Here is a 20,511-nt window from a genome sequence, read left to right as displayed (position 1 = left end):
TTTAAAACAAGGACAGATCATGAACCTGGACTGGCTGCTGGCGCCTGAGTACCTCAACTGGCTGTGGCAGGGATTTCTGCTGACCCTGTGGCTCTCCGCCTGCGCGGGCGTGGCCGCGACGCTGCTCGGTTTTGTGCTGGCGACGATGCGCGACAGCAGCCTCAGCCCGCTGCGCTGGCTGGCGACGGCGTGGAGTTCCCTTTTTCGCAACACCCCGCTGCTGGTACAGCTGTTTTTCTGGTACTTCGCCGCCGGGCAGATCCTGCCGGGAGCCGCCATGGACTGGCTCAATACTCCCCACCAGGCCGGTCCGTTCAGCTGGCCGTCGTTTGAGTTTCTTGCCGGCTTCTTCGGCCTGACCGTCTACTCCTCCGCCTTTATCGCCGAAGAGATCCGTTCCGGTATCCGCGGCGTTGCGGGCGGGCAAAAAGCTGCCGCGCTGGCAATGGGGCTGACGGGATGGCAGGCGATGCGCTACGTCGTCTTACCGCAGGCGCTGAAAATTGCGCTGCCGCCGCTGCTGGGCCAGTACATGAACGTCATCAAGAACTCCTCACTGACCATGGCCATTGGCGTGGCCGAACTGTCTTATGCCTCCCGCCAGGTGGAAACCGAAACCCTGCGCACCTTCCAGGCGTTTGGCGTGGCGACGGTGCTCTACATTGGCATTATCGCGCTGATGGAAGGGTGGGGTATGTGGCGACAGCAGCGTAAACCGCTGGAGGGGCACTAAAATGGATTTCACCATTATTCACGATAATCTGGGCTATATGCTGTGGGGCACCTGGCCGGACGGTCCGCTGGGCGGGGCGGCGCTAACGCTGGCCATCAGCCTGATGGCCGGTGTGGCATCGGCAGTGCTGGGCACGGTGCTTGGGGTGGCGCTGGCGATGTCGCGCGGCGTGGCAGCCGGGCTGCTGGCGGCGGTGCTGGGCTTCTTCCGCGCCATCCCGGTGATTATGCTGATCTTCTGGACCTATTTCCTGCTGCCGATGGTGTTTGGCGTTGAGATCCCGGAAATCACCACGGTGGTCTGCGCGCTGGCGCTGATCGCCTCGGCCTATCTGGCCCATGCGGTGAAAGCGGGGATTGCGGCGATCCCGGCAGGCCAGTGGCAGGCCGGGCTGTCTCTGGGGCTGACCCGCTGGCAGACGCTGCTGACGATCGTCCTGCCGCAGGCGCTGCGGATGATGGTGCCGTCCTTTATCAACCAGTGGATTGCGCTGATCAAAGATACGTCGCTGGCCTATATCGTCGGCGTGGGCGAGCTGACCTTTCTGGCGACGCAGGTCAACAACCGCAGCATGGTCTACCCGATGGAGGTATTTCTGTTTGTGGCGCTGGTCTACTTTGTCTTGTGCCAGTCGCTGGATACGCTCGCCAGCCTGGCGAATCGTCGCTTCAGCGCGCAGGGGCGTTTGCAGAAGCGCGGCTGGCGCGGGTGGAGCAGACAGAAAAAAAGCCTTAACGTGGGTTAACAGGGCAAAACGTCAGTCCTGCCGTTTTGTCGAACCCTGCCGTTTTGTCGAACCCTGTCGAGGGTTCTCGCCCCTCTCTCGCTGAGAAACAGGCATAAAAAAAAGCCTGAACTTTCGCTCAGGCTTTCTCTTTAAATATGGTGGTGAGAGAGGGGTTCGAACCCTCGATACGTTGCCGTATACACACTTTCCAGGCGTGCTCCTTCAGCCACTCGGACACCTCACCATATTGTCAAACTCATCACCCGCAGGGGGCAACGGGGCGCTACTATAGGCAGTCAGCTGTTACGGGTCAAGCAGTATTTTTCCCTGTGCTTCCGTTCGGTTAACTCCTGAGCAGCGGATGTTCGCCGGCAGAACGGGCGCAGGCATTGTCATCTTATCGTCATCGAACAGACACGGAACTGACATTGTTGTGTCGCAGACTGACTCCCTGAAATCTTTAGAAAAATTTATTCATGGAGATCGTAACAATGAAACAAAAAGCCTTTGCCCTTTCGCTGCTGACCGCGCTGGTCTGCACCACCGCGACGGCGGACCTTGCCACATGGAATCGTGCCGCACAGGGCGATATCACCGAACCGGGTGGCGCGCGTCGCCTGACCGGCGATCAGACCGAGGCGATTAAAGCCTCGCTGACCAGTAAAACCGCTAAAAACGTGATTTTACTGATTGGGGATGGCATGGGTGATTCTGAAATAACCGCCGCGCGTAACTACGCCGAAGGGGCGGGCGGTTTCTTTAAGGGCATCGATGCGCTGCCGTTAACCGGCCAGTACACCCACTACGCGCTGGATAAAAAGAGCCACAAACCCGACTACGTGACCGATTCCGCCGCTTCCGCTACCGCCTGGGCCACCGGCGTGAAGTCCTACAACGGCGCGATTGGCGTCGACGTCAACGGCAAGGATCATCCGTCCCTGCTGGAGCTGGCGAAAGCCGCCGGCAAGGCGACCGGTAACGTCTCTACCGCCGAACTGGAAGATGCCACCCCGGCGGCGCAGATTGCGCACGTCACGTCACGCAAGTGCTACGGCCCGGAGAAGACCAGCGAACTCTGCCAGAGCAACGCGCTGGAGAAGGGCGGTAAGGGTTCGATCGCCGAGCAGCTGCTGAACGCCCGCGCCGACGTCACCCTCGGCGGCGGCGGTAAAACCTTTGGTGAATCGGCGAAAGCCGGTGAGTGGCAGGGCAAAACCCTGCTGGAGCAGGCGAAACTGCGCGGCTATCAGCTGGTGAACGATCTCGACGGCATGAATGCCCTGACCGTGGCCGATGACGCTAAGCCGGTGCTGGGGCTGTTCGCCGACGGCAATATGCCGGTACGCTGGAAGGGGCCAAAGGCGACCTACCACGGCAACCTCGATGGCAAGCCCGTCACCTGTGAAGTAAATGCCGAGCGGCCGGCTTCTACGCCGACGCTGGCGCAGATGACCGAAAAGGCGATTCAGCTGCTGGAAGATAAGCCGCAGGGCTTCTTCCTGCAGGTGGAAGGCGCATCGATCGATAAACAGGATCACGCGGCTAACCCGTGCGGCCAGATTGGCGAAACCGTGGATCTGGACGAAGCCGTGCAGAAAGCGCTGGAGTTTGCCGCTAAAGACGGCAACACGCTGGTGATCGTTACCGCCGACCATGCTCACTCCAGCCAGATTATTGCCAACGACAGCAAGGCGCCGGGCCTGACGCAGACGCTGAACACCCGTGAAGGTGGGCTGATGACCATCAGCTACGGCAACTCAGAGGAAGATTCGCAGGGCCACACCGGAACCCAGCTGCGTATTGCCGCCTACGGCCCGCATGCGGCGAACGTGGTGGGCCTGACCGATCAGACCGATCTGTTCTACACCATGAAAGCGGCCTTAGATATTAAGTAAATATTCACCTGTAACGGGAGCTTCGCTACTATTTCAGTGACGCTCCCTTTCAGGAATCTTCCTATGCCGCAAAGCCTGTTGCGCACCCGTGATGGTCACGGTGCTACGGTCACCTTTTCCGAACTGCTGTTTGATCTGATCTACGTCTTTGCCGTTACCCAACTCTCGCACTACCTCCTGCATCATTTAACGCTCGTCGGCGCACTGGAAACGCTGCTGCTGTGGTTCGCCGTCTGGCTGGGCTGGCAGTACACCACCTGGGTGACCAACTGGTTCGATCCGGAAACCCGCCCAATCCGTCTGCTGCTGTTTGTGCTGATGCTGCTCGGCCTGTTTGCCTCATCGGCAATGCCGCAGGCGTTTGGCGAGCGCGGCTGGATGTTTGCCCTGTGCTATGTGGCGCTGCAGGTGGGGCGCAGTGCGGTCACGCTGTGGCTGCTGCCGAAGGGGCACCTGCTGGTGCGTAACTTCCAGCGTATTCTCGGCTGGATGTGCATCTCCGCCGTGTTCTGGATCCTCGGCTGCTTCTTTGAAGGGGGCGAGAGGATGACGCTGTGGGCGATTGGCGTCTGCTGCATCTATTTTTCACCGATGCTCGGCTTCCCGCTGCCCGGACTGGGCCGCTCGGACAGCAGCCGTGAATGGACCATTGACGGCCATCATCTGGCGGAGCGCTGCCAGCTGTTTGTGATCGTTGCGCTGGGGGAAACCATCTTGATCACCGGCGCCACGCTGAGCGAGCTGGAAGCCTGGAGTATGCCGATCGTCATTGCCTCGCTGGTGGCCTTTGTCGGCAGCCTGGCGATGTGGTGGGTGTACTTTGATACCAGCAGTAAGGCGGGCAGCCACGCGATCCAGCAGGCTGATAACCCCGGGCAGATGGGCGCGCGCTTTCACTATGTCCACGTGGTGCTGGTGGGGGCGATTATCGTCTGTGCGGTGGCCAACGAGCTGGTGATCGTCCATCCGGATGGGCATATCACCGTCGCGGATGCGGCGGTGCTGCTGCTCGGCCCGGCGGCCTATCTGCTGGCGAACGCCATCTATAAATTCCTGGTGTATCGCCGTTTTCCGCTGTCGCATATTGGCGGACTGGTGGCCCTGGCGGGGCTGATCCCGATTGCGTTTAGCACCGATCGCCTGATGGTCAACGGACTGACCACCGTAGTGATGGTGGTGGTCGCCGGGTGGGAGAGTGTCTCGCGCCGCCGTCATGTGGCTTAGGCTGGCGCGATGTCTGATGCGTCACTGATAGGTAAAGGTGACGCCGATGATCGACTGCACGTTGCCCGCCGTCAGCTCGCCGCTGGTGCGCGCATAGTTGGCGGTCAGTCCGAGATCGCGTGCGGATGGGCCAACGGTTCCCATCGAAACCGACTGGTTGGCAGGGACAATGGTACCGCTGCGCGTCATCTGCACGCCGATACCCTGGGCCGGCAACGCCGAGGCGCTGTTGGTGAAAATCGAGTTCCCGGCATCTTCCGTGGTCCCTGAAAGATAGTAGCTGATCTGCTGGTTTTGCGCACATCTGACGGTCAGCGGCACGGCGGCCGAGGCAGGATAGTTCGGCAGCGTGACCGTGACGTTTCGGGCAGACACATCGCAGCCGCCCGTCGGGACCACGACGTCATTATTGGCGTAAATATTCCAGACGAACTGGAAGGAATCGCTGTCCCGGTTATTGGTCTGGTGCAGGATCAAAATGGCGATGAGCGATCCGGTTTTGATCGCCACGCCGCCGGCGGTGCTGACCGGCGTCAGATACAGCACGGCTGGCCACGGCCTGTCGGTTTTTGAGGTGTAGCTCACCGCTGAGGTTTCCGCAGTGGTCGGAAACGGATAGCTGTAGCCGTTGTATCGGACGGTACCGGAAAAGCTCGACAGCACGCCGCCGTAAGCCGACCCGCGCTGCAGGGTCACATAGTCGACCATCGTTTCCGGGTAATCGTTATGGCAAAAAATCTGCGTCGACAGGTCGACCACCAGGTTTTGCCCGACGCTGACCGCCGGGGCAAGGTTCACATAGACGTTGGCACTGCCGCCACCGATCGGGATCGTCGCACCCGACGCAGTTCTGCAGGCAAACGCCAGCACGTTGGCAGACCAGCTCATCAGCAGCAGCGCGGTCAGCAGGGTAATGATTCTTTTCACTGTTGTTTCTCCGAATTCAGGCGTAGGTATAGGTGACGCTAATCACCGCCTGGATAGTGCCCTGGGTGGCGCCGCCGTTAACCGTCCGCGCCCTGACCTTCAGGGGGAAGAGGGCGGACTGGGTTGTCCCGTCCACCTGCACGGATTTTTTCGTACCGGTATTAAGAAGGGTGCCCGCATCATCCTGTAGCTCAAGCTGGATATTGCCGGCCGTGCCCAGATTTTTGTAATAGCCGCTGGCATCGGCCGTGCCGCTGAAGCTGGCCGTTACGCGTGACGTACCGGCAGGGCAGTTGCTCAGATTCAGCGTGGCGTCGTGCCAGGCCGATGCCGCACCGGCTGAGGCCAGGCTGAAGGTATAGAGGTCGCCCAGATCAACGGCGGCATTTTTAGTGGTAACCACGCAGGGCAGCGCCACCACTTTGCCGTTGACGGTAATGCTCACGTCTGCGGCCTGCAGTGTGGGGGAAGCGGCCGACAGCATCAGCGCCAGCAGCCATCCTTTTCGGGTTAAAGTCATTTCCGTCTCCCGTTACAGAAATTCAAGCGTGAAGGTGGCAGTGGCATTCACGTGCCCGGCGGTAACCGGGAGCCGCGTGGTCATCAGCCGGGCGTAAAAATTCAGGGTGTTGGCCTGGCCCGGGGTCAGCGTGGTCCACGGAATGCTCGATGAAGCGGCATTTACCGGCAGCATGCTCTGCTGAGCGTCAAGGATCTGAATGCCCATTCCTGCTGCCGAGGCCGCGCCGCCGTCGAGCTTCAGCAGGGCGGCGTTGTCGTTGTCTGCGACGCCGGTAAAACCGACCCTGACCGCCGTCACCGAACTGCCGCAGGGCGACAGCAGGATATGGAACGGCACGGGCGGCGTCGTGGCGCCCACCGCATGAAACTGGCGGCTCGCGTTGTTCATCAGATCGACGGTAAAGTCTTTCGATTCACCCGCCACGGTGCAGGCGTTATCCCGCACGTAGCCGCTGATGGTGATGCTGCTGTCCGCGGCGCCGGCGCCGGTGGCGGCCAGCAGCGTGAGGGTGCTCAGCAGATAAAGTGATTTTTTCATCATGGCTTCCTTAGCGGCACACCGCCGACAGCTGGCTTAATGCCCGATCCTGTTCTTCTTTCGCCAGCCGGTAGTCAACCTGACAGCTGGCGTTCGGGCCGTCTCCCCATTTCACCTGCACCTTGCCCGCCGCCGGCATGCCGCTGAGATACACCTGGCCACCGTCGGCCACGATGCTGCTGCTCTGGCCGTCTGCGGCGGTGGCAATGGCACCAAACGGCACCGGCTTGCCCTGATAGGTCAGCGTCATCAGCAGCTTCATGCCGACCTGCGCCTTAAACTCTGCGCGAACGATGGCACCGTGCGTCGGCACCACGCTGGCAACGGCATCATTCAGCTCGATGTTGTCCGCCAGGCTGTTGGTACTCAGTGCAATGCGGTTCTCGCGGTATTCCGTGGCATAAGGCAGTACGGCGTAGCCGCGGCTGTCGGTGCGCACACCCGTCTGGTTTTCCACTTTGACGCTCCCGGCTCCCGGTGCCTTAATCAGTACCACCGTGTCGTTCATCGGCTGGCTCAGCGTGACGCCGTTGGCATGCGCCAGCACGCCGCCGCTCAGGCCGTAGTAGAACTGGTTAATGTTTTCGCTGCGGCTGTAGCCGACGTTGGCGTTGGCATTGCCGCCGCGATAGTTCAGCGCCGCGTAGCCGTTGCTGCCGCTGCTGCCTTCGCCGCCGCCCGCGTAGCCGGTCTGCATGCTGTAGCTCAGGTTGTTGTCCTCCAGCACGGTGCCGTAAAGCCCGGCGAGGCTGGTCGTGCGGCCGTTAAGATCGTTCGACATGCTGTAGCTGGCGCTGGCGTGACGCCAGGCGGAGGTACTGTCGGAACGCATCCAGTGGCTGAACGGGATCGAAAGATTCAGGGCCAGCATCTGGTCGCGCCCCTGCTGCCAGGCGTTTTTTGTCAGGCTGTAGCTCACCGTCCAGTTAATATCATCCACCGCGGTATTCACCCCAAGCTGGAGCTGTTCATCGGCGCCGCCGGTGCCCCAGTAGGTCTGATGACTTCCGCTGAGATAGGCCGTCGCGGTGCGGCCAAGCTGCTGGGTGATGCTGGCCTGAATTCTGCCGCGCTTGCTGTAGGCAAGGTTGTAGTAATCGGTGAAGACCGGTTTCATCTGCACGACGCCGTCCTGAGTCTCCACGCTGTAGCCGCTCATCCGGTTATAGGTGGTATCGGCAAAGCTAAAAAAGCCGCGCGTCGAGTAGCGGTAACCCACCAGCTGGAAATTGGTTCCCGTTTCGCTGAGGGACTTGTTATAGAGAAAACGTATCGACTGCCCCTGATGATCGCTGTCATCGGGCAGCGTGGCGTTAGCCTGAGTAACGTCCAGCGACAGTGCGCCGAACTCGCCCATGTTTTTACCCACGCCAAGGTTAAAGGCGCGGTAGCGATCGGCTAACTGCGTGCCGCCGTAGATCGTAAAACCGGAAGCCAGCCCGTGCATCAGGGTGCCCTGGACGAAACCGGGTTTTTCCTGCTGGCCGTTGCCGCTGCGGAATTCACCGGCGGTGAAGGCGTAGCGGGTGCGCCCCTCGCGTTGCAAAATCGGCACGGAAGAGTAGGGCACGGTGAAAACCTGACTGCTGCCGTCCGCCTCTTTGATGGTCACCTGCAGATCGCCGCCGCTGCCTGCCGCATAGAGATCGTTAATGGTGAACGGGCCCGGCGGCACGGTGCTGTGATAGATCTCATAGCCGTTTTGCCTGACCGAAACCTGCGCCGTCCCGCGCGCAATACCGTGCACCGCAGGCGCAAAGCCCCGCTGGCTGTCCGGCAGCATATTGTCGTCGGAAGCCAGCTGCAGGCCACGGAAGTTAAGGCCGTCAAAAATATCCCCGTTGCTGTAGCTGTCGCCCAGCGTCAGGCGCGAACGCCATGCGGTGATGTCGCGCTCCAGCCAGGTATTAACGTGCTGCCATTTATTCTCATTGCTGCTGGAACTGCCGCTGCTGCTGTAGCTCCAGGTGGTGTTATCACGCAGGCGCCAGGCACCGATGTTCAGCCCGCTTTGCAGGTTCAGCCAGGCATAGTTGCTGCTGCCGCCGACGGTGTTGTGCACGCTGTTTCCGGTGAAGTTGTAGTTCAGCAGACCGGCGTTGATGCCGTTATCCCACAGCTCCGGCGGGATATAGCCGCGCGCGTGGCTGCCCATATAGGCCTGCGGGATCGTCAAATACAACCGCTGCTGACCGACGTCAAAACGGCTGGTGGCATCGGGAATGGTTTCCGCCAGCGCAACGCAGGTTTCATTTGCCAGAAGCTCCATGCCGGCGATAGCGGCGGTATTGACCCCCATATCGCTGAGCTGAACGCGGGTCAGACAGGGCGCCAGGCCGTTACCGTTTTCCCCCGGATTAAACGTCACGTCGTGGGTGGTCATATAGCCGTCGTTCAGATAGATATCGACGCGATAGGTGCCGGCGGGAACTTCCTGGCCTTTTTCAAAGCCGGACAAATCCGCCACGGCGGCAGGATCGTCCGCCAGGAAACGCGGGTTAAAGTAAATCTCAGCCTGGGCAGAAAACGTCTGCGAAGCCAGTAAAAGGGCTGCGGAAAGGCGTGAGAGTGTGCGGGCAGGTCGGGTTTCAGTGCTCAGTGCGCGTCGGAAAGCCAAGCGATCGAGTCCATATTTCAGATGTGGCATAGTCCCTCCGGTCCGAAGTCGCCCGGCAGTCAGTTCTTTTTATTCAGTGGGGGAAGGGGAGAGCACCTCTCCCCATCGATTTACTGCATGGCGGCTTTAATGCGCGGGGTCAGGGCGCCGTAGTCGTTAATGGTGCGCCAGGAAATGTCGCTGCCTGCATCCGCGGGGAGTTTGATGGTGACTTCGCCCATCGGCGGCACCAGCGCGTTTTCCAGGATCCGCGTACCGGCGTTGATTTCGGTCACGGTCTGGAAGTACGGCGTCGGGTTAATCAGCGTCAGGCTGCCCGCGCTGCGGCGGAATCTCAGTTTCTCCGCGGCCTGCTCCGGCGGCATTGGCAGATTCGCCGGACGATAGTAGAGCTTGATGCGGCTGATAATCGCCAGCTGCAGGGTGTTCTCACTGAGTTTGGATTTTTCCATGGACGGGATGGCCTTCACGTTCATCCAGAACAGGCTTTCGCGATCCTGCGGCAGTTGATTATTGGTGGCGTCGATGATGCGCAGGGTATTCTCTTTTTTACCCTGCATAGCGAACAGCGGCGGCGTAATGACGAAGCGGCCATCCTTCACTCCGTCACTGTTTTCAACCCAGGACTGGATAAGATAGGTGCTGCTGTCATCATTATTGGTGACAGCCAGCTGAACCTGTTTTTGGCCCGCAGGATAAATCACCCGGGTAGCGCCCAGTGCAACACCGGCTTCTGCCTGGGGGATAAGACCCGCTGCGGCCACCATCAATAATCCAGCCAACAGGCCGCGAGTGAAGTTAAGTGTTTTTTTCATGTTATTTCCTTTTGCATTCACCGTGTGTTCTGTTGGCGGTATCAATGCTGTGAATTACTGGTAGGTCAGGGAGAACCAGGCCTGAGCATTGGCGATGCCGCCGGTAACCTGATTGCCCGTGGCCCGATATTTCGCGACGAAGTGCAGCGTATTCAGCCCGGTATATATGCGCGTCCATTTGTCAGGCGGCGCGTTGAGGGCGATCGGTCGGTCATCCTTATCAAACAGGGCAACCCCAATTCCGGTTGCGATCCCCGGTCCTTCTCCCACGGAGAGCACCTCAGGGTTTTTGCCATCGGCCACGCCGTGAAAGGCCACACCGACGCGCTGGCTTACTGCCGTACTGCATTCCTGAAGCCGGATATCGAAAGGCACCGGATTGGCGTCTTCGCCGGCGGCATGAAACCGGTTGCTGCTAATCTGGCCCATTCTGACCGTCATCTGTCGGTCGCCCGCTTCAACGCGGCAGGACTCGGCGATAACGATCCCTTGAAAACGCATGCTTCCGCCGGGTAAGGTGACGTGCCACTGATTTCCCGCCAGCGCCAGCGGCGGTAACAGCAATATCAACAGACCCGATTTCATCCTTTGCATTCTTTTCACCCCACTCCCGTTGCGGATAGCGGGCCATCCTGGCCCGTCTCGCTTCCCTGCGCGATGAGTCTGTTACTCGTACTGAACTTTAAAGGTGGCATCGGCGTTCGCGGTACCGGCGGTCGCCGCATCCGTAGCGAAGTAGCGTGCCTGGAATGGGATCACGTTGGTGCCATCATTCAGCACGGTGGCGTTGCTGAAGTCAGCGCCGTCCAGCTTCAAAGGGGTGCCGGTTTTGTCGAGGATCTGCACGCCCACGTTGGTTGCGCTACCCGCAGCGGAGCTTTGCAGTGCCAGAACATCCGGGTTAGCGCTGTTAATGGTGGTGCCCGAGAACGCAACGGCTGCTTTGGTGGCAACGGTGGTATCACAGTCATTCAGCTGGATGTTAAAGCCCACCGCAGAGCTGGTATCACCGGTAGCGGCAAGTTTTGCTGAGCGCACCTGGCCTAACAGGACGGTCTGGTCCATTGAACCGGCGTCGACTGCGCAGGCTGCGTTGACCACTTCACCTTTAAAGTGAACCGTACCGCCGTTAACCGTGGTGGTCGCGGCCAGAGCAGCAGTAGAGGTCAGAGACAGGGCAGACAGAACAACAATCGCTAATTTTTTCATGATATATTTCCTTTATCATATTGGGGGGCTATTACGCAGAAGTAATAAGCCGGTTTTTTAAAAACAACTTGTGGAACATAATTCGGTTTTCGCACCCCAGCTTCATCATCAGATTTCGCCGGTGTGAATAAATGGTTTTTAGCGTTACGCCAAACTTTGACGCTATTTCCTTATTGCTTTCTCCCTTTTTTATCAAATTTAACATCTGTCTTTCACGATGCGTCAAATTGAATTTAATGTGATAATTTCCAAGCGTGTTTTCACTTGCAAAAAAAGAAATAATTTCCTTCAGGCTGCTTCCTTTATCCAAAACGGCAACTTCGGCATAGAGCTCAGAGTTGTAATAGGCGAGGTCGCTGGAAGCGAAGGCCACCGTCTTTTTTCGGGAAGCAGGCAGATCCTTACATTCATTTATGTCATTAAAATCCAGATCAACAACCTGGTAAAATGCTTCAAGAAAATCAGTGCCGAGCAGTTCCATCAGACCAAGGGTAAAATACTGGTCCTGGGATAAAACATTCCTTGATATTTTTGCACCTGAATTCAGTTCCATGATATCGACTCTTATTCCCTGTGTGCCCGACATATCAATAACTCCGCAGTAATTTAACATTTTGAATATCTTCATCTACCGCTTTGGGTCAAAAGCAGTCATTCAACCTGCCTTGTTAGTGTATTGTGGTATTAAGTTTCAAAATTACCACTTTTAATAATGTTTAAGTTCATTAAATTATCCTTTTTCAAGGATAATCCACTCCTTCATTGATAGGTTGTGATTATCGTTTAAGCCTTAAGCAATAGGCATGTTCTTAGTATTGGAATTTTCTTAGGTAATATTCCCCTACTTAGCGCTTTTTTTTAACCTTTAACGTGGCTCCTTTACTAGCGTTATGTGCTTATTGCCTTATCGCCGTTACAACCTTAATAATCATGATGCGTAAGAATTTCTTAACATCGGTTATTTCGCATCCTTTGCATTATGTTTTTCTTTATCGGGACATTTTTCTGCTATTTATCGTTGAAAGCGGCCTTGCGTTAACTTCTGTGCGTTGTGCCACTTTCCTTTTGTTTATGTTCTGCATCAAATTTCGTGGATTAAAGCTGCGTATCCGTCATCACTCACTCGACTTCACGTTGGGTAGAATCCGTTGCGTCCAGTGCGTTTCGATGGGGTAAAGATTATCACCTGAAATCAAAACTGGTTATTTGTATTTAAAATCATCAATAATTTGGATTTAAATGCTGGGTGTAAGGTTTTATACCAGGGCTTTTAGTCAAAAAAACTGCGGCGTTATGGTGTACTTTTACTTTACAGATCCGGTGCTTAAATAATTCTAAGGCTGAGGGATGATTTACAGGATTCAGGAGTCGATTTTTTTCAGAGATGAAGACGGGCGAGTATGGACAGATGACGAGTCCAGCGTAATGTTAACCGCAACGACGGGCAGGCTGTTACGTTATCTTCTGCAGCATAAAGGACAGGTCGTATCAAAAGACGAACTTCTGGAAAAGGTGTGGGATGCTTACGGACTGTCGACCTCCAGCAACAGCCTCTACAAATACATTTCAGACCTCAGAGCGCTCTTCAAAAACCTGGGCTATACGGATGAGTTCATTATTACCGTGCCGAAAATGGGTTTTATGTTTTCTAAAACGGTCGCCGTGGAGATAAATGAAGACGGCATCAGGGCGAATGAATCGTTAATTGTGCCGGGTGATGAACCGGGGACAGACCCAGCTGCTGGGCCGGTTTCTGAACCGCAGGAAGCGAGCCTGACCCCTGAAGAAAGCGATCCGTCCGCTAACTCAGTCGGGGATAATCCCGCACGCGATAAATTGCCTGCCGCTAACCGTTCCGGGGGAGGGAGAAAAATAGCGCTGCTTTCTTTGACGCTCGCGGTGCTGATAGCGGCTGTTATCATCAGTTATCAACTGGGCGATAGCGGCAGGCAAAATGAGATGACCTGGCCTTTGGGTTATATCGATAACTGCCCGGTGAGAAGTTTTACGCCCCACGAGTCGGAGAAATCACTCGCCGTATTGAAAAATATTATTGCCACTAAAGGTATGCTGTGTTCCGGCAACAGTATTTATTTTGTTCGCGTTTCCGAACCGGTGTTGACCGATAAAAAAGGTCGTATTTTTATTTCCCGCTGTAATTATACCGACGGTAAAAACAGGAATTTCTCATCGTGCGAAAATTATTACAGAGCAGACTATGAAATTACGCAATGACATTTCGGGAAAGTTGATTTTTATCCTGTCGGCTGGGGTGGTACTGGCCATCGTTATCCTGTGCTTCTTATTATTGTCACCGACTAAAAAAGCGGGGTTTGACTGCACCGGCTATCTGATCGTGGACTCTGACGCCTTCAACTTCTCTGCGGGGTTAAACTCTTATTTGCGAATGGGCAGCGAGGGTAAAGGATATTTTAATGTTTCCGGCACGGTGAAATCGAATGCCGTTTCCTACCACGTTGAACGTTCTTATGGCTTTGACTATCAGCAACAAAAGGATGGGATCTATCACCTGACTGGGATCACCATGTCCAGGCGGGATGCGGATAATGCTTCCGATGAAGTGATGAGTCAGGTGCTGATCAGCCCCGATCGGGCGCACGGGCGCTATATTAAAATCAAAGCGCTGGGGAATGCGTTTGTGCTGCAGGGCGTGTATTCACCGTCACTGATGTGCGTGCAGAACTGAATGGTGCAAAACGTCAGTCCTGCCGTTTTGTCGAACCCTGTCGAGGGTTCTCGGCCCTCTCTCGCTGAGAAACATGCATAAAAAAAAGCCTGAACTTTCGCTCAGGCTTTCTCTTTGAATATGGTGGTGAGAGAGGGGGATCACGAGGCACTTCCCTGTGCCTCGCCCTGCGGGCAGCCTGCGGCTGTGCAAAACGTCAATCCTGCCGTTTTGTCGAACCCTGTCGAGGGTTCTCGCCCCTCTCTCGCTGAGAAACAGGCATAAAAAAAAAGCCTGAACTTTCGCACAGGCTTTCTCTTTAAATATGGTGGTGAGAGAGGGGTTCGAACCCTCGATACGTTGCCGTATACACACTTTCCAGGCGTGCTCCTTCAGCCACTCGGACACCTCACCATATTGTTGCCGCAACTGCGTTGTCGACGGGCGCTAATGTAGGGAAAAGCCTTGCCGCGGTCAACTGACTTTCAACGCTTTTGCGTGCGTTTAATCAGTTTTAAATCACTTTGACGATAAAAGCGGCAGGGGCGAGGCCAAACCGGCCTGAAAAACCCCAGGAACGGCCATTTTTTTCTTGCCAGACGTGGCGTTTTCCCCGAGCCTAAAAGAAAAACAGGAGAAAATACGTGGACATCATCTATTACCATCCCTCTTTTCATGCCGAAACCTGGATCAACGGGCTTCAGCGCCGCCTGCCGGATGCCAGAGTGCGGCTGTGGCAGCCGGGCGACGATCTCCCCGCTGACTATGCCCTGGTCCGGGAGCCACCCGTTGCCATGCTGCAGGGACGTCAGCTTAAAGGCGTGTTCGCGCTGGGTGCCGGGGTGGATGATATTCTCGGGCAGCTAAAGAAGCACCCTGAGATGCTCGCGCCCGGGATCCCGCTGTTCCGCCTGGAAGATACCGGCATGGGTCGTCAGATGCAGGAATATGCCGTCTATCACGTGCTGGGCTGGTTCCGCCGTTTCAATGAGTACCAGCAGCTCAAGCGTGAAGCCCGCTGGCAGCATCTGGAAAACAATCAGCGTAATGCATTCTCCATCGGGCTGCTGGGCGCAGGCGTGCTGGGCGGCAGCGTGGCGAAAAGCCTGCTGGACTGGGGCTTCCCGGTGCGCTGCTGGAGCCGCTCGCCCAAGCAGATCGACGGCGTGACCAGCTTCCACGGCCAGGAACAGCTGAGCGAGTTTCTCTCCGGCACGCAGGTACTGATTAACCTGCTGCCCAATACCCCGCAGACCGTCGGCATCATTAATCGGCCGCTGTTAAGCCAGCTGAAGCCGGGTGCGTTTCTGATCAACCTGGCCCGCGGGGCGCACGTGGTGGACGACGATCTGCTGGCGGCGCTGGCGGCGGGGGAGGTGAAGGCCGCCGCGCTGGACGTGTTCAACGTTGAACCTTTACCTGCCGATCATCCTTTCTGGTCGCATCCTGATATCGCCATGACGCCGCATAATGCGGCTGTAACCTTACCCGAGGAAGCTATGGACTACATCGCAGGGGCGATTACGCAGTTTGAAAATAATCAGATGCCGGAAGGCCGCGTTGATTTAGAACTCGGTTACTAAACGATAAGGGCCGCCCAGTGAGCGGCGCGGCCCTGAACATTAAGGAAAAAATCATGTATCCCGTAGACCTTCATATGCATACCGTCGCCAGTACTCATGCCTACAGCACGCTGCGCGACTACGTGCTGCAGGCGCAGACCTGCGGCGTTAAGCTGCTGGCGATCACCGACCACGGTCCGGATATGGCCGATGCCCCACACTACTGGCACTTCGTGAATATGAGAGTCTGGCCGCGGGTGATTGACGGCGTGGGTATTTTACGCGGCATTGAAGCCAACATTAAAAACAACGAAGGCGAGATCGACTGCAGCGGACCGATGCTGGAGGCGATCGATATTATCGTGGCCGGCTTCCACGAGCCGGTCCTGCAGCCGCAGGATAAAGAACATAATACCAAAGCGATGATCGCCACCATGGCCAACGGACTGGTACATATCATCAGCCACCCTGGAAATCCGAAGTACCCGATCGACATTCAGGCGGTGGCGGAAGCGGCGGCGAAGTACAACGTGGCGCTGGAGCTGAACAACTCCTCCTTTACCACCTCGCGTAAGGGCAGCGAGCCGAACTGTCGTGCGGTGGCCGCTGCGGTAAAAGAAGCGGGCGGCTGGCTGGCTCTCGGCTCCGATTCCCATACCGCCTTCACGCTCGGCAACTTCGAGCACTGCCTGCGCATTATGCGTGAGGTGGACTTCCCGGAAGATCGCGTACTTAACGTCACGCCGCGCCGCCTGCTTGATTTCCTCGCGCTGCGCACCGGAAAAACGATTGAAGAGTTTGCCGGGTTTTAGTCTGGTTACAGGGCGAGTGGCTGCGATTGCTGATGCTCCAGCAATCGCAGAGAGGTGAAAGGTGCAAAATTAAGCTGAGTTTTTTGCTGCCGCTTTCACCCCCAGCCACCCCCGAATCTATAGTATGATTCAGCCCTGACCTACTTTCGGAATCAAACTAATGAATGAGTTCTCTGTCATCTGCCGCATCCTCGGCTCGCTGTATAACCGCCAGCCGCAGGATCCGCTGTTAGTGCCGCTGTTTACGCTGCTTCAGTCCGGCAAGCTGCAGCAGCACTGGCCGCTGGAGCAGGATGAGCTGCTGACCCGCCTGCAGGAAAACAGCGACCCGCAGCTGCTGGCGGCGGACTATAACGCGCTGTTTGTCGGCAGCGAGTGCAAGGTGCCGCCTTACGGGTCGCAGTGGCCGGAAGGGCCGCAGGAAGTGGAAGTCCGCGCCTTTCTGACCAGCCGCGGTATGCCGCTGGGCGAAGGTCCGGCAGATCATTTCGGTGCGCTGCTGCTGGCCTCTTCCTGGCTGGAAGATCAGTCAGAGGCCGATGAGTTTCTGGCGCAGGTTACCCTGTTTGATGATTTCCTGATGCCGTGGTGCGGGGCGTTTCTCGGCAAGGTGGAGGCGCACGCGTCAACGGCGTTTTACCGCACGCTGGCGGCCATCAGCCGCGAAGCCGTGCAGGCGATGCGCGATGAGCTGGCCGAGCTGGAAGAGCAGCAGGGCGGCGCGTCCGAATAGGTGACACTTTGCCGCGCAGTCGAACTGAACGCCATCTTCCCTGTGGTGGCCGACAGCGCGGCAGGCCTCAGCTACCGTTTTCCCGCCATTCTGCCGCAGCTGAACCCAGCGGCGAGGGGGATCGCGACCACATCAGCGGCGTTCCCGGCAGCCAGAACGGAGCGCGAAGCTGAGCCGCCATTCCCCAGCCTGACAGCACCATTTCCTGTTCTTCATCCTGCGGCTGCCTGGCACCCAGACCGCCAGGCAGTTCGTCGGCAGATAAAGGATGGTCGGTCAACAGGCAGGCGGTGCGCGCCAGCGACAGACGCGCGGTAAACCCCGTGCCGTGCTGCAGCCGCTGGCGCAGCCCTTCCAGCACCGCCGCCGCCATCAGATAGCCGGTAGCGTGGTCGAGCGCCTGCACCGGTAACGGGACCGGCGCATCGCCTCCCTGCCATTCACGCCCGCGATCGGCAATGCCGCAGGCCATCTGCACCAGGCTGTCAAAGCCGCGCCGGTTACGCCACGGCCCCGTCCATCCCCACGCGTTCAGGCTGACGTCGACCAGGCCCGGCCTGAGTTTTTGCCGCGTTTCCGGGTCATAGCCCAGATTGCTCAGCGCATCGGCACGATAACCGTGGACCAGCACGTCGCTCTGAGCGAGTAATTGCTCGAACCGGCGTCGATCATCCGTTGATTTCAGATCCAGCCGCGCACAGCGTTTGCCCAGGGTCATCTCTTCTTCTAGCGCCGGTTCATGCCAGCCGTGGGGATCGATGCGCAGGACGTCGGCACCCAGCCCGGCCAGAAAACGGGTGGCGACCGGCCCGGCAATAATCCGCGTCAAATCCAGCACCCGCACGCCGAGCAGCGGGCGGGCCGGCGGCAGCGACCACGCCGGTGCCGGGCCGCAGGGCTGCAGGCTTTGCTCTATCAGTGCCTCACGGCTGACGCTCTGGCCCTGCGGATGCTGCTGCCATTCCTGCAGGCTGCGCAGGGCGGCGGCGCAGCCACCGGCATCGACCACCGCCTGCTCGAGGGTGAAACGGTCCCATTCCGCCACCGTATCCGCCAGTGCCTGACGGTTATCGTGCTGCCCCAGTACGCGCTCCATTGCTTCCCGGTGGTGCGGTGCGTTGGTATGCAGGCGGACCCAGCCGTCAGCACAGGCGTAGTCTCCGGCAAAGGGATCCCACAGGGCGGCGGGCGGGCGATGAATCGGCCGCAGGGCGTGCTGGAACCAGCGGGAAGCGAGGGCACAGTCGATGCGCAGCGGCCGATCGTTGTCGTTCAGGCTGGCGGCGGCCTGAGCGGCCAGCGCCATGCTGGTGGTGGCCAGCTCACTGACCGGGTAGGCGGAAACCAGCGCCTGACGGCCGGTTATCTTCAGCGCAGGCGGAGCGGAGAGGGCGTTTCGTAACCCCTGCCACAGCTGCTGCCAGAGTTCAGCGGTTATCCGATCGTTCATCGCGCCCTCCCGAATGGATTAGTGCCTTTTGCTGCGCCCCGCGTAGCGGAACCGCGCCAGTTTGGCATGCATGCGCAGGTTGCGCAGATTAATGACGGCAATCGCCGTCCCCAGGATCACCAGCAGCGAACCTGCGATCTTAAAGCCGTTCATCTCATCGCCCAGCACCAGCACGCCCATCACCACCGCCAGCACCGGGGTCAGCAGGGAATACGGCATAATCAGGTTGACGTTATAGTGCTTAAGCAGGCTGTACCACAGGGAATAGGCCACGATCGACGAGCCGATGGCGCTGAACAGAATGCCGAACCAGCCGCGCCACGAAGAATTGACCAGCAGCGTCAGCTGATCGGATTCGGTCAGCCAGGAGGCGCAGCCAACGATAGGGATCGCCAGAAAAGACAGCCAGCCGGTCATGGTAATCGGACTTATCGGCGGCGACTTTTTGACGATCATATTGCTGATTGCCCAGCCGAGTGCGCTGAGCAGCAGCAGCACCAGTACCCACCAGTTCGGGATGGTCGGACTGCCGGAAAGCACCACCACACCGCTGAGTGAAATGGCAATGCCGAACAGCTGGACCGGCCGCAGCTTCTCTTTCAGGATCACCATCGCCAGCAGCATGGCAATCGGCGTACCGAGCTGGACAATGACCGCCGCCGTTCCGGCATCGGTATTGTTGAGGCTGATAAACAGCAGCGAGAAGTGCATAAAGCCGAAGGTAAAGGCCAGGACGATAAGATAGCGCAGCTGCTGAAGATTCACGCGGGTAAAGGGCACCAGAATCAGCGCCACCACCACAAATCGCAGGGTGGTGATCAGCAAAGGGGGCAGGTCCATCAGACCCCATTTGATGGCAATATTGTTAAATGCCCAGATCGATACCACCAGAAGTATCAGGAAAAAATGCCGCAGCGCCACCGCTCAGTCCTTAAAATAACGTTTCACTCCTGATTATCATGGCATGAAATGCAGCAAATGAAGCGCAAAAGTGCCACTTTTTTTCAGCGCGGCATCGTGCGAAAAGCGCGAAATAAGCGCGCTCTTAAGCTGATGCTTTGTTTACAATTTGCCAGAAAAGTTATAAGACAGTTAGCAGGCAAAGTGTCAGGATAAGGACTGGGAACCGAACTCAGCCAGGAGAGATAAGCGTGAAGCAACCGTTAGCTATTATCCAACTTGAAACGCCGCCGCTGCCGGTCAGCGAGCGGGTGGGCGATCAGCAGCTGTGGTTCGTGCAGGCGCTGGGCCTGTCGGCCGGTGAGTATATTGTCGTGCGCCCGGATCTCGGCGAGGCGCTGCCCGATCCCGCCACGATTTCTGCCGCCATTCTCAGCGGCTCCTGGGCGATGGTGACCGACCACGCCGACTGGAGCGAGCGCACCGCCGCCTGGGTCCGCCACGTGGTGGCGGAAAAGCTGCCGCTGTTGGGGGTGTGCTATGGTCATCAGCTGATGGCCTACGCGCTGGGGGGGAAGGTCGGCGATAACCCCAACGGCTGGGAGCGCGGTCTGCAGCAGCTGGAGTCGGGCGCAGCCAGGCAGCAGGATCCGTTGCTCTCCTCGCTGCCGCAGCATTTTTCCGCCTGGCTTTCCCATCGCCAGTCGGTGCTGACGCCGCCGCCGGGGGCGCAGGTGCTGGCCAGCTCCGCACTGGAGCCCTGCCAGATTATTCGCTATTCCCCGCAGGCGCTGTCGGTACAGTTCCACCCCGAATTTACCGGCGAAATTATGACCGCCTGCCTGCAGAACAGCCTGGGCGAAGCGCAAGCAGGAAAACTGATGCACAATCAGCCGGAGCCGGAATGGCCGCGGCAGCTGCTGCAGGATTTCTGGCAGCAACAGCAGCAGCCCGCGGCCAGGCGCGCGTAGGGCTTACCGCAGAACGGGTGGCTCGGCGTGAGCCACCTCACATCCGATCCGTGAAATCCATATTTCCTTCCGGTTTCGTCACAGTTTCTGCTGGCGCGATCTGACATTCTCGCATTTATCAACAATGTTAATATTAAGTTATTTCATTGTTAATAAAAGTCGCCGAGTGATGTGATTTTCAACAGGAGAA

The 20,511-nt window shown here is 57.8% G+C and carries 20 protein-coding genes and 2 tRNA genes; 10 read left to right on the top strand and 12 right to left on the bottom strand.

The features are described 5' to 3' along the window. The first annotated feature begins 19 nt into the window (after nucleotides 1–19). Nucleotides 20–733, top strand: coding sequence for an amino acid ABC transporter permease (locus tag PGH32_RS09795; RefSeq protein WP_337893896.1), 714 nt, complete (start codon nucleotides 20–22; stop codon nucleotides 731–733). 1 nt (nucleotide 734) lies between these two features. Then, nucleotides 735–1,478, top strand: a complete 744-nt coding sequence (locus PGH32_RS09790) for an amino acid ABC transporter permease (RefSeq protein ID WP_337893895.1) — start codon at nucleotides 735–737, stop codon at nucleotides 1,476–1,478. A 138-nt stretch (nucleotides 1,479–1,616) separates the two neighbouring features. Here PGH32_RS09790 and PGH32_RS09785 read toward each other — a convergent pair. Beyond that, nucleotides 1,617–1,704 (bottom strand) — tRNA-Ser (locus PGH32_RS09785). A 247-nt stretch (nucleotides 1,705–1,951) separates the two neighbouring features. Here PGH32_RS09785 and phoA point away from each other — a divergent pair. Beyond that, nucleotides 1,952–3,355 carry an alkaline phosphatase gene (gene phoA / locus PGH32_RS09780; protein WP_314423355.1) on the top strand — a complete coding sequence of 468 codons (1,404 nt, stop codon included), beginning with the start codon at nucleotides 1,952–1,954 and terminating at the stop codon, nucleotides 3,353–3,355. Nucleotides 3,356–3,418: 63 nt separating this feature from the next. After that, on the top strand, nucleotides 3,419–4,579 hold the full coding sequence (locus PGH32_RS09775; RefSeq protein ID WP_337893894.1) for a low temperature requirement protein A: 1,161 nt from the start codon (nucleotides 3,419–3,421) through the stop codon (nucleotides 4,577–4,579). A 21-nt stretch (nucleotides 4,580–4,600) separates the two neighbouring features. On the opposite strand, the gene PGH32_RS09770 is transcribed toward PGH32_RS09775, so the two are convergent. From PGH32_RS09770 to PGH32_RS09735, 8 genes are all read right to left on the bottom strand, one after another. Further along, nucleotides 4,601–5,506, bottom strand: coding sequence for a fimbrial protein (locus PGH32_RS09770; RefSeq protein WP_314423349.1), 906 nt, complete (start codon nucleotides 5,504–5,506; stop codon nucleotides 4,601–4,603). A 16-nt stretch (nucleotides 5,507–5,522) separates the two neighbouring features. Then, nucleotides 5,523–6,026: a fimbrial protein gene (locus tag PGH32_RS09765; RefSeq protein WP_314423346.1), complete on the bottom strand. Its 504-nt coding sequence runs from the start codon at nucleotides 6,024–6,026 to the stop codon at nucleotides 5,523–5,525. A 12-nt stretch (nucleotides 6,027–6,038) separates the two neighbouring features. Beyond that, the gene (locus PGH32_RS09760; RefSeq protein ID WP_314423343.1) at nucleotides 6,039–6,566 is read right to left on the bottom strand and encodes a fimbrial protein; all 528 of its coding nucleotides are present in this window, start codon (nucleotides 6,564–6,566) and stop codon (nucleotides 6,039–6,041) included. Between the two features lie 10 nt (nucleotides 6,567–6,576). Next, a complete protein-coding gene (locus PGH32_RS09755; protein ID WP_314423340.1) occupies nucleotides 6,577–9,213 on the bottom strand; it encodes a fimbrial biogenesis usher protein in 2,637 nt (878 codons plus the stop codon). A gap of 80 nt (nucleotides 9,214–9,293) precedes the next feature. Continuing rightward, on the bottom strand, nucleotides 9,294–9,998 hold the full coding sequence (locus PGH32_RS09750) for a fimbria/pilus periplasmic chaperone (protein WP_443112748.1): 705 nt from the start codon (nucleotides 9,996–9,998) through the stop codon (nucleotides 9,294–9,296). 54 nt (nucleotides 9,999–10,052) lie between these two features. Continuing rightward, the gene (locus PGH32_RS09745) at nucleotides 10,053–10,592 is read right to left on the bottom strand and encodes a fimbrial protein (RefSeq protein WP_337893892.1); all 540 of its coding nucleotides are present in this window, start codon (nucleotides 10,590–10,592) and stop codon (nucleotides 10,053–10,055) included. A 72-nt stretch (nucleotides 10,593–10,664) separates the two neighbouring features. Then, nucleotides 10,665–11,207, bottom strand: a complete 543-nt coding sequence (gene fimA / locus PGH32_RS09740) for a type 1 fimbrial major subunit FimA (RefSeq protein ID WP_314423331.1) — start codon at nucleotides 11,205–11,207, stop codon at nucleotides 10,665–10,667. A 31-nt stretch (nucleotides 11,208–11,238) separates the two neighbouring features. Beyond that, complete coding sequence (locus tag PGH32_RS09735) at nucleotides 11,239–11,793, bottom strand: helix-turn-helix transcriptional regulator (RefSeq protein ID WP_314423329.1); 555 nt, start codon at nucleotides 11,791–11,793, stop codon at nucleotides 11,239–11,241. 839 nt (nucleotides 11,794–12,632) lie between these two features. On the opposite strand from PGH32_RS09735, the gene PGH32_RS09730 reads away from it, so the two are divergent. Next, the gene (locus tag PGH32_RS09730) at nucleotides 12,633–13,442 is read left to right on the top strand and encodes a transcriptional regulator (RefSeq protein ID WP_337893891.1); all 810 of its coding nucleotides are present in this window, start codon (nucleotides 12,633–12,635) and stop codon (nucleotides 13,440–13,442) included. Then, on the top strand, nucleotides 13,426–13,914 hold the full coding sequence (locus PGH32_RS09725) for a hypothetical protein (protein ID WP_314423323.1): 489 nt from the start codon (nucleotides 13,426–13,428) through the stop codon (nucleotides 13,912–13,914). The genes PGH32_RS09730 and PGH32_RS09725 overlap by 17 nt, the downstream gene beginning before the upstream one ends. 305 nt (nucleotides 13,915–14,219) lie before the next feature. Here the strand turns inward: PGH32_RS09725 and PGH32_RS09720 are convergent. After that, nucleotides 14,220–14,307: transfer RNA gene (locus tag PGH32_RS09720), tRNA-Ser, on the bottom strand. Nucleotides 14,308–14,537: 230 nt separating this feature from the next. On the opposite strand from PGH32_RS09720, the gene ghrA reads away from it, so the two are divergent. The 3 genes from ghrA (at nucleotide 14,538) to PGH32_RS09705 (ending at nucleotide 17,000) form a co-directional block, all read left to right on the top strand. Further along, nucleotides 14,538–15,476, top strand: a complete 939-nt coding sequence (gene ghrA, locus PGH32_RS09715; RefSeq protein ID WP_337893890.1) for a glyoxylate/hydroxypyruvate reductase GhrA — start codon at nucleotides 14,538–14,540, stop codon at nucleotides 15,474–15,476. Between the two features lie 53 nt (nucleotides 15,477–15,529). Further along, a complete protein-coding gene (locus PGH32_RS09710) occupies nucleotides 15,530–16,267 on the top strand; it encodes a phosphatase (RefSeq protein WP_314423316.1) in 738 nt (245 codons plus the stop codon). Nucleotides 16,268–16,427: 160 nt separating this feature from the next. Further along, a complete protein-coding gene (locus tag PGH32_RS09705; RefSeq protein ID WP_314423315.1) occupies nucleotides 16,428–17,000 on the top strand; it encodes a TorD/DmsD family molecular chaperone in 573 nt (190 codons plus the stop codon). A gap of 67 nt (nucleotides 17,001–17,067) precedes the next feature. On the opposite strand, the gene PGH32_RS09700 is transcribed toward PGH32_RS09705, so the two are convergent. Beyond that, complete coding sequence (locus PGH32_RS09700) at nucleotides 17,068–18,450, bottom strand: CoA transferase (RefSeq protein ID WP_337893889.1); 1,383 nt, start codon at nucleotides 18,448–18,450, stop codon at nucleotides 17,068–17,070. An 18-nt stretch (nucleotides 18,451–18,468) separates the two neighbouring features. Further along, nucleotides 18,469–19,371 (bottom strand): DMT family transporter, encoded by a 903-nt coding sequence (locus PGH32_RS09695; protein WP_337893888.1) that lies wholly within the window; start codon nucleotides 19,369–19,371, stop codon nucleotides 18,469–18,471. Between the two features lie 230 nt (nucleotides 19,372–19,601). On the opposite strand from PGH32_RS09695, the gene PGH32_RS09690 reads away from it, so the two are divergent. Beyond that, nucleotides 19,602–20,321: a glutamine amidotransferase gene (locus PGH32_RS09690; protein ID WP_337893887.1), complete on the top strand. Its 720-nt coding sequence runs from the start codon at nucleotides 19,602–19,604 to the stop codon at nucleotides 20,319–20,321. The last annotated feature ends 190 nt before the right edge of the window (nucleotides 20,322–20,511 follow it).

The sequence above is a fragment of the Erwinia sp. SLM-02 genome, from assembly GCF_037450285.1.
In the GTDB taxonomy this organism is placed as follows: domain Bacteria; phylum Pseudomonadota; class Gammaproteobacteria; order Enterobacterales; family Enterobacteriaceae; genus Erwinia.
The sequence above is the reverse complement of the archived record's forward strand: the minus strand, read 5'-3'. Positions and strand labels throughout refer to the sequence as shown.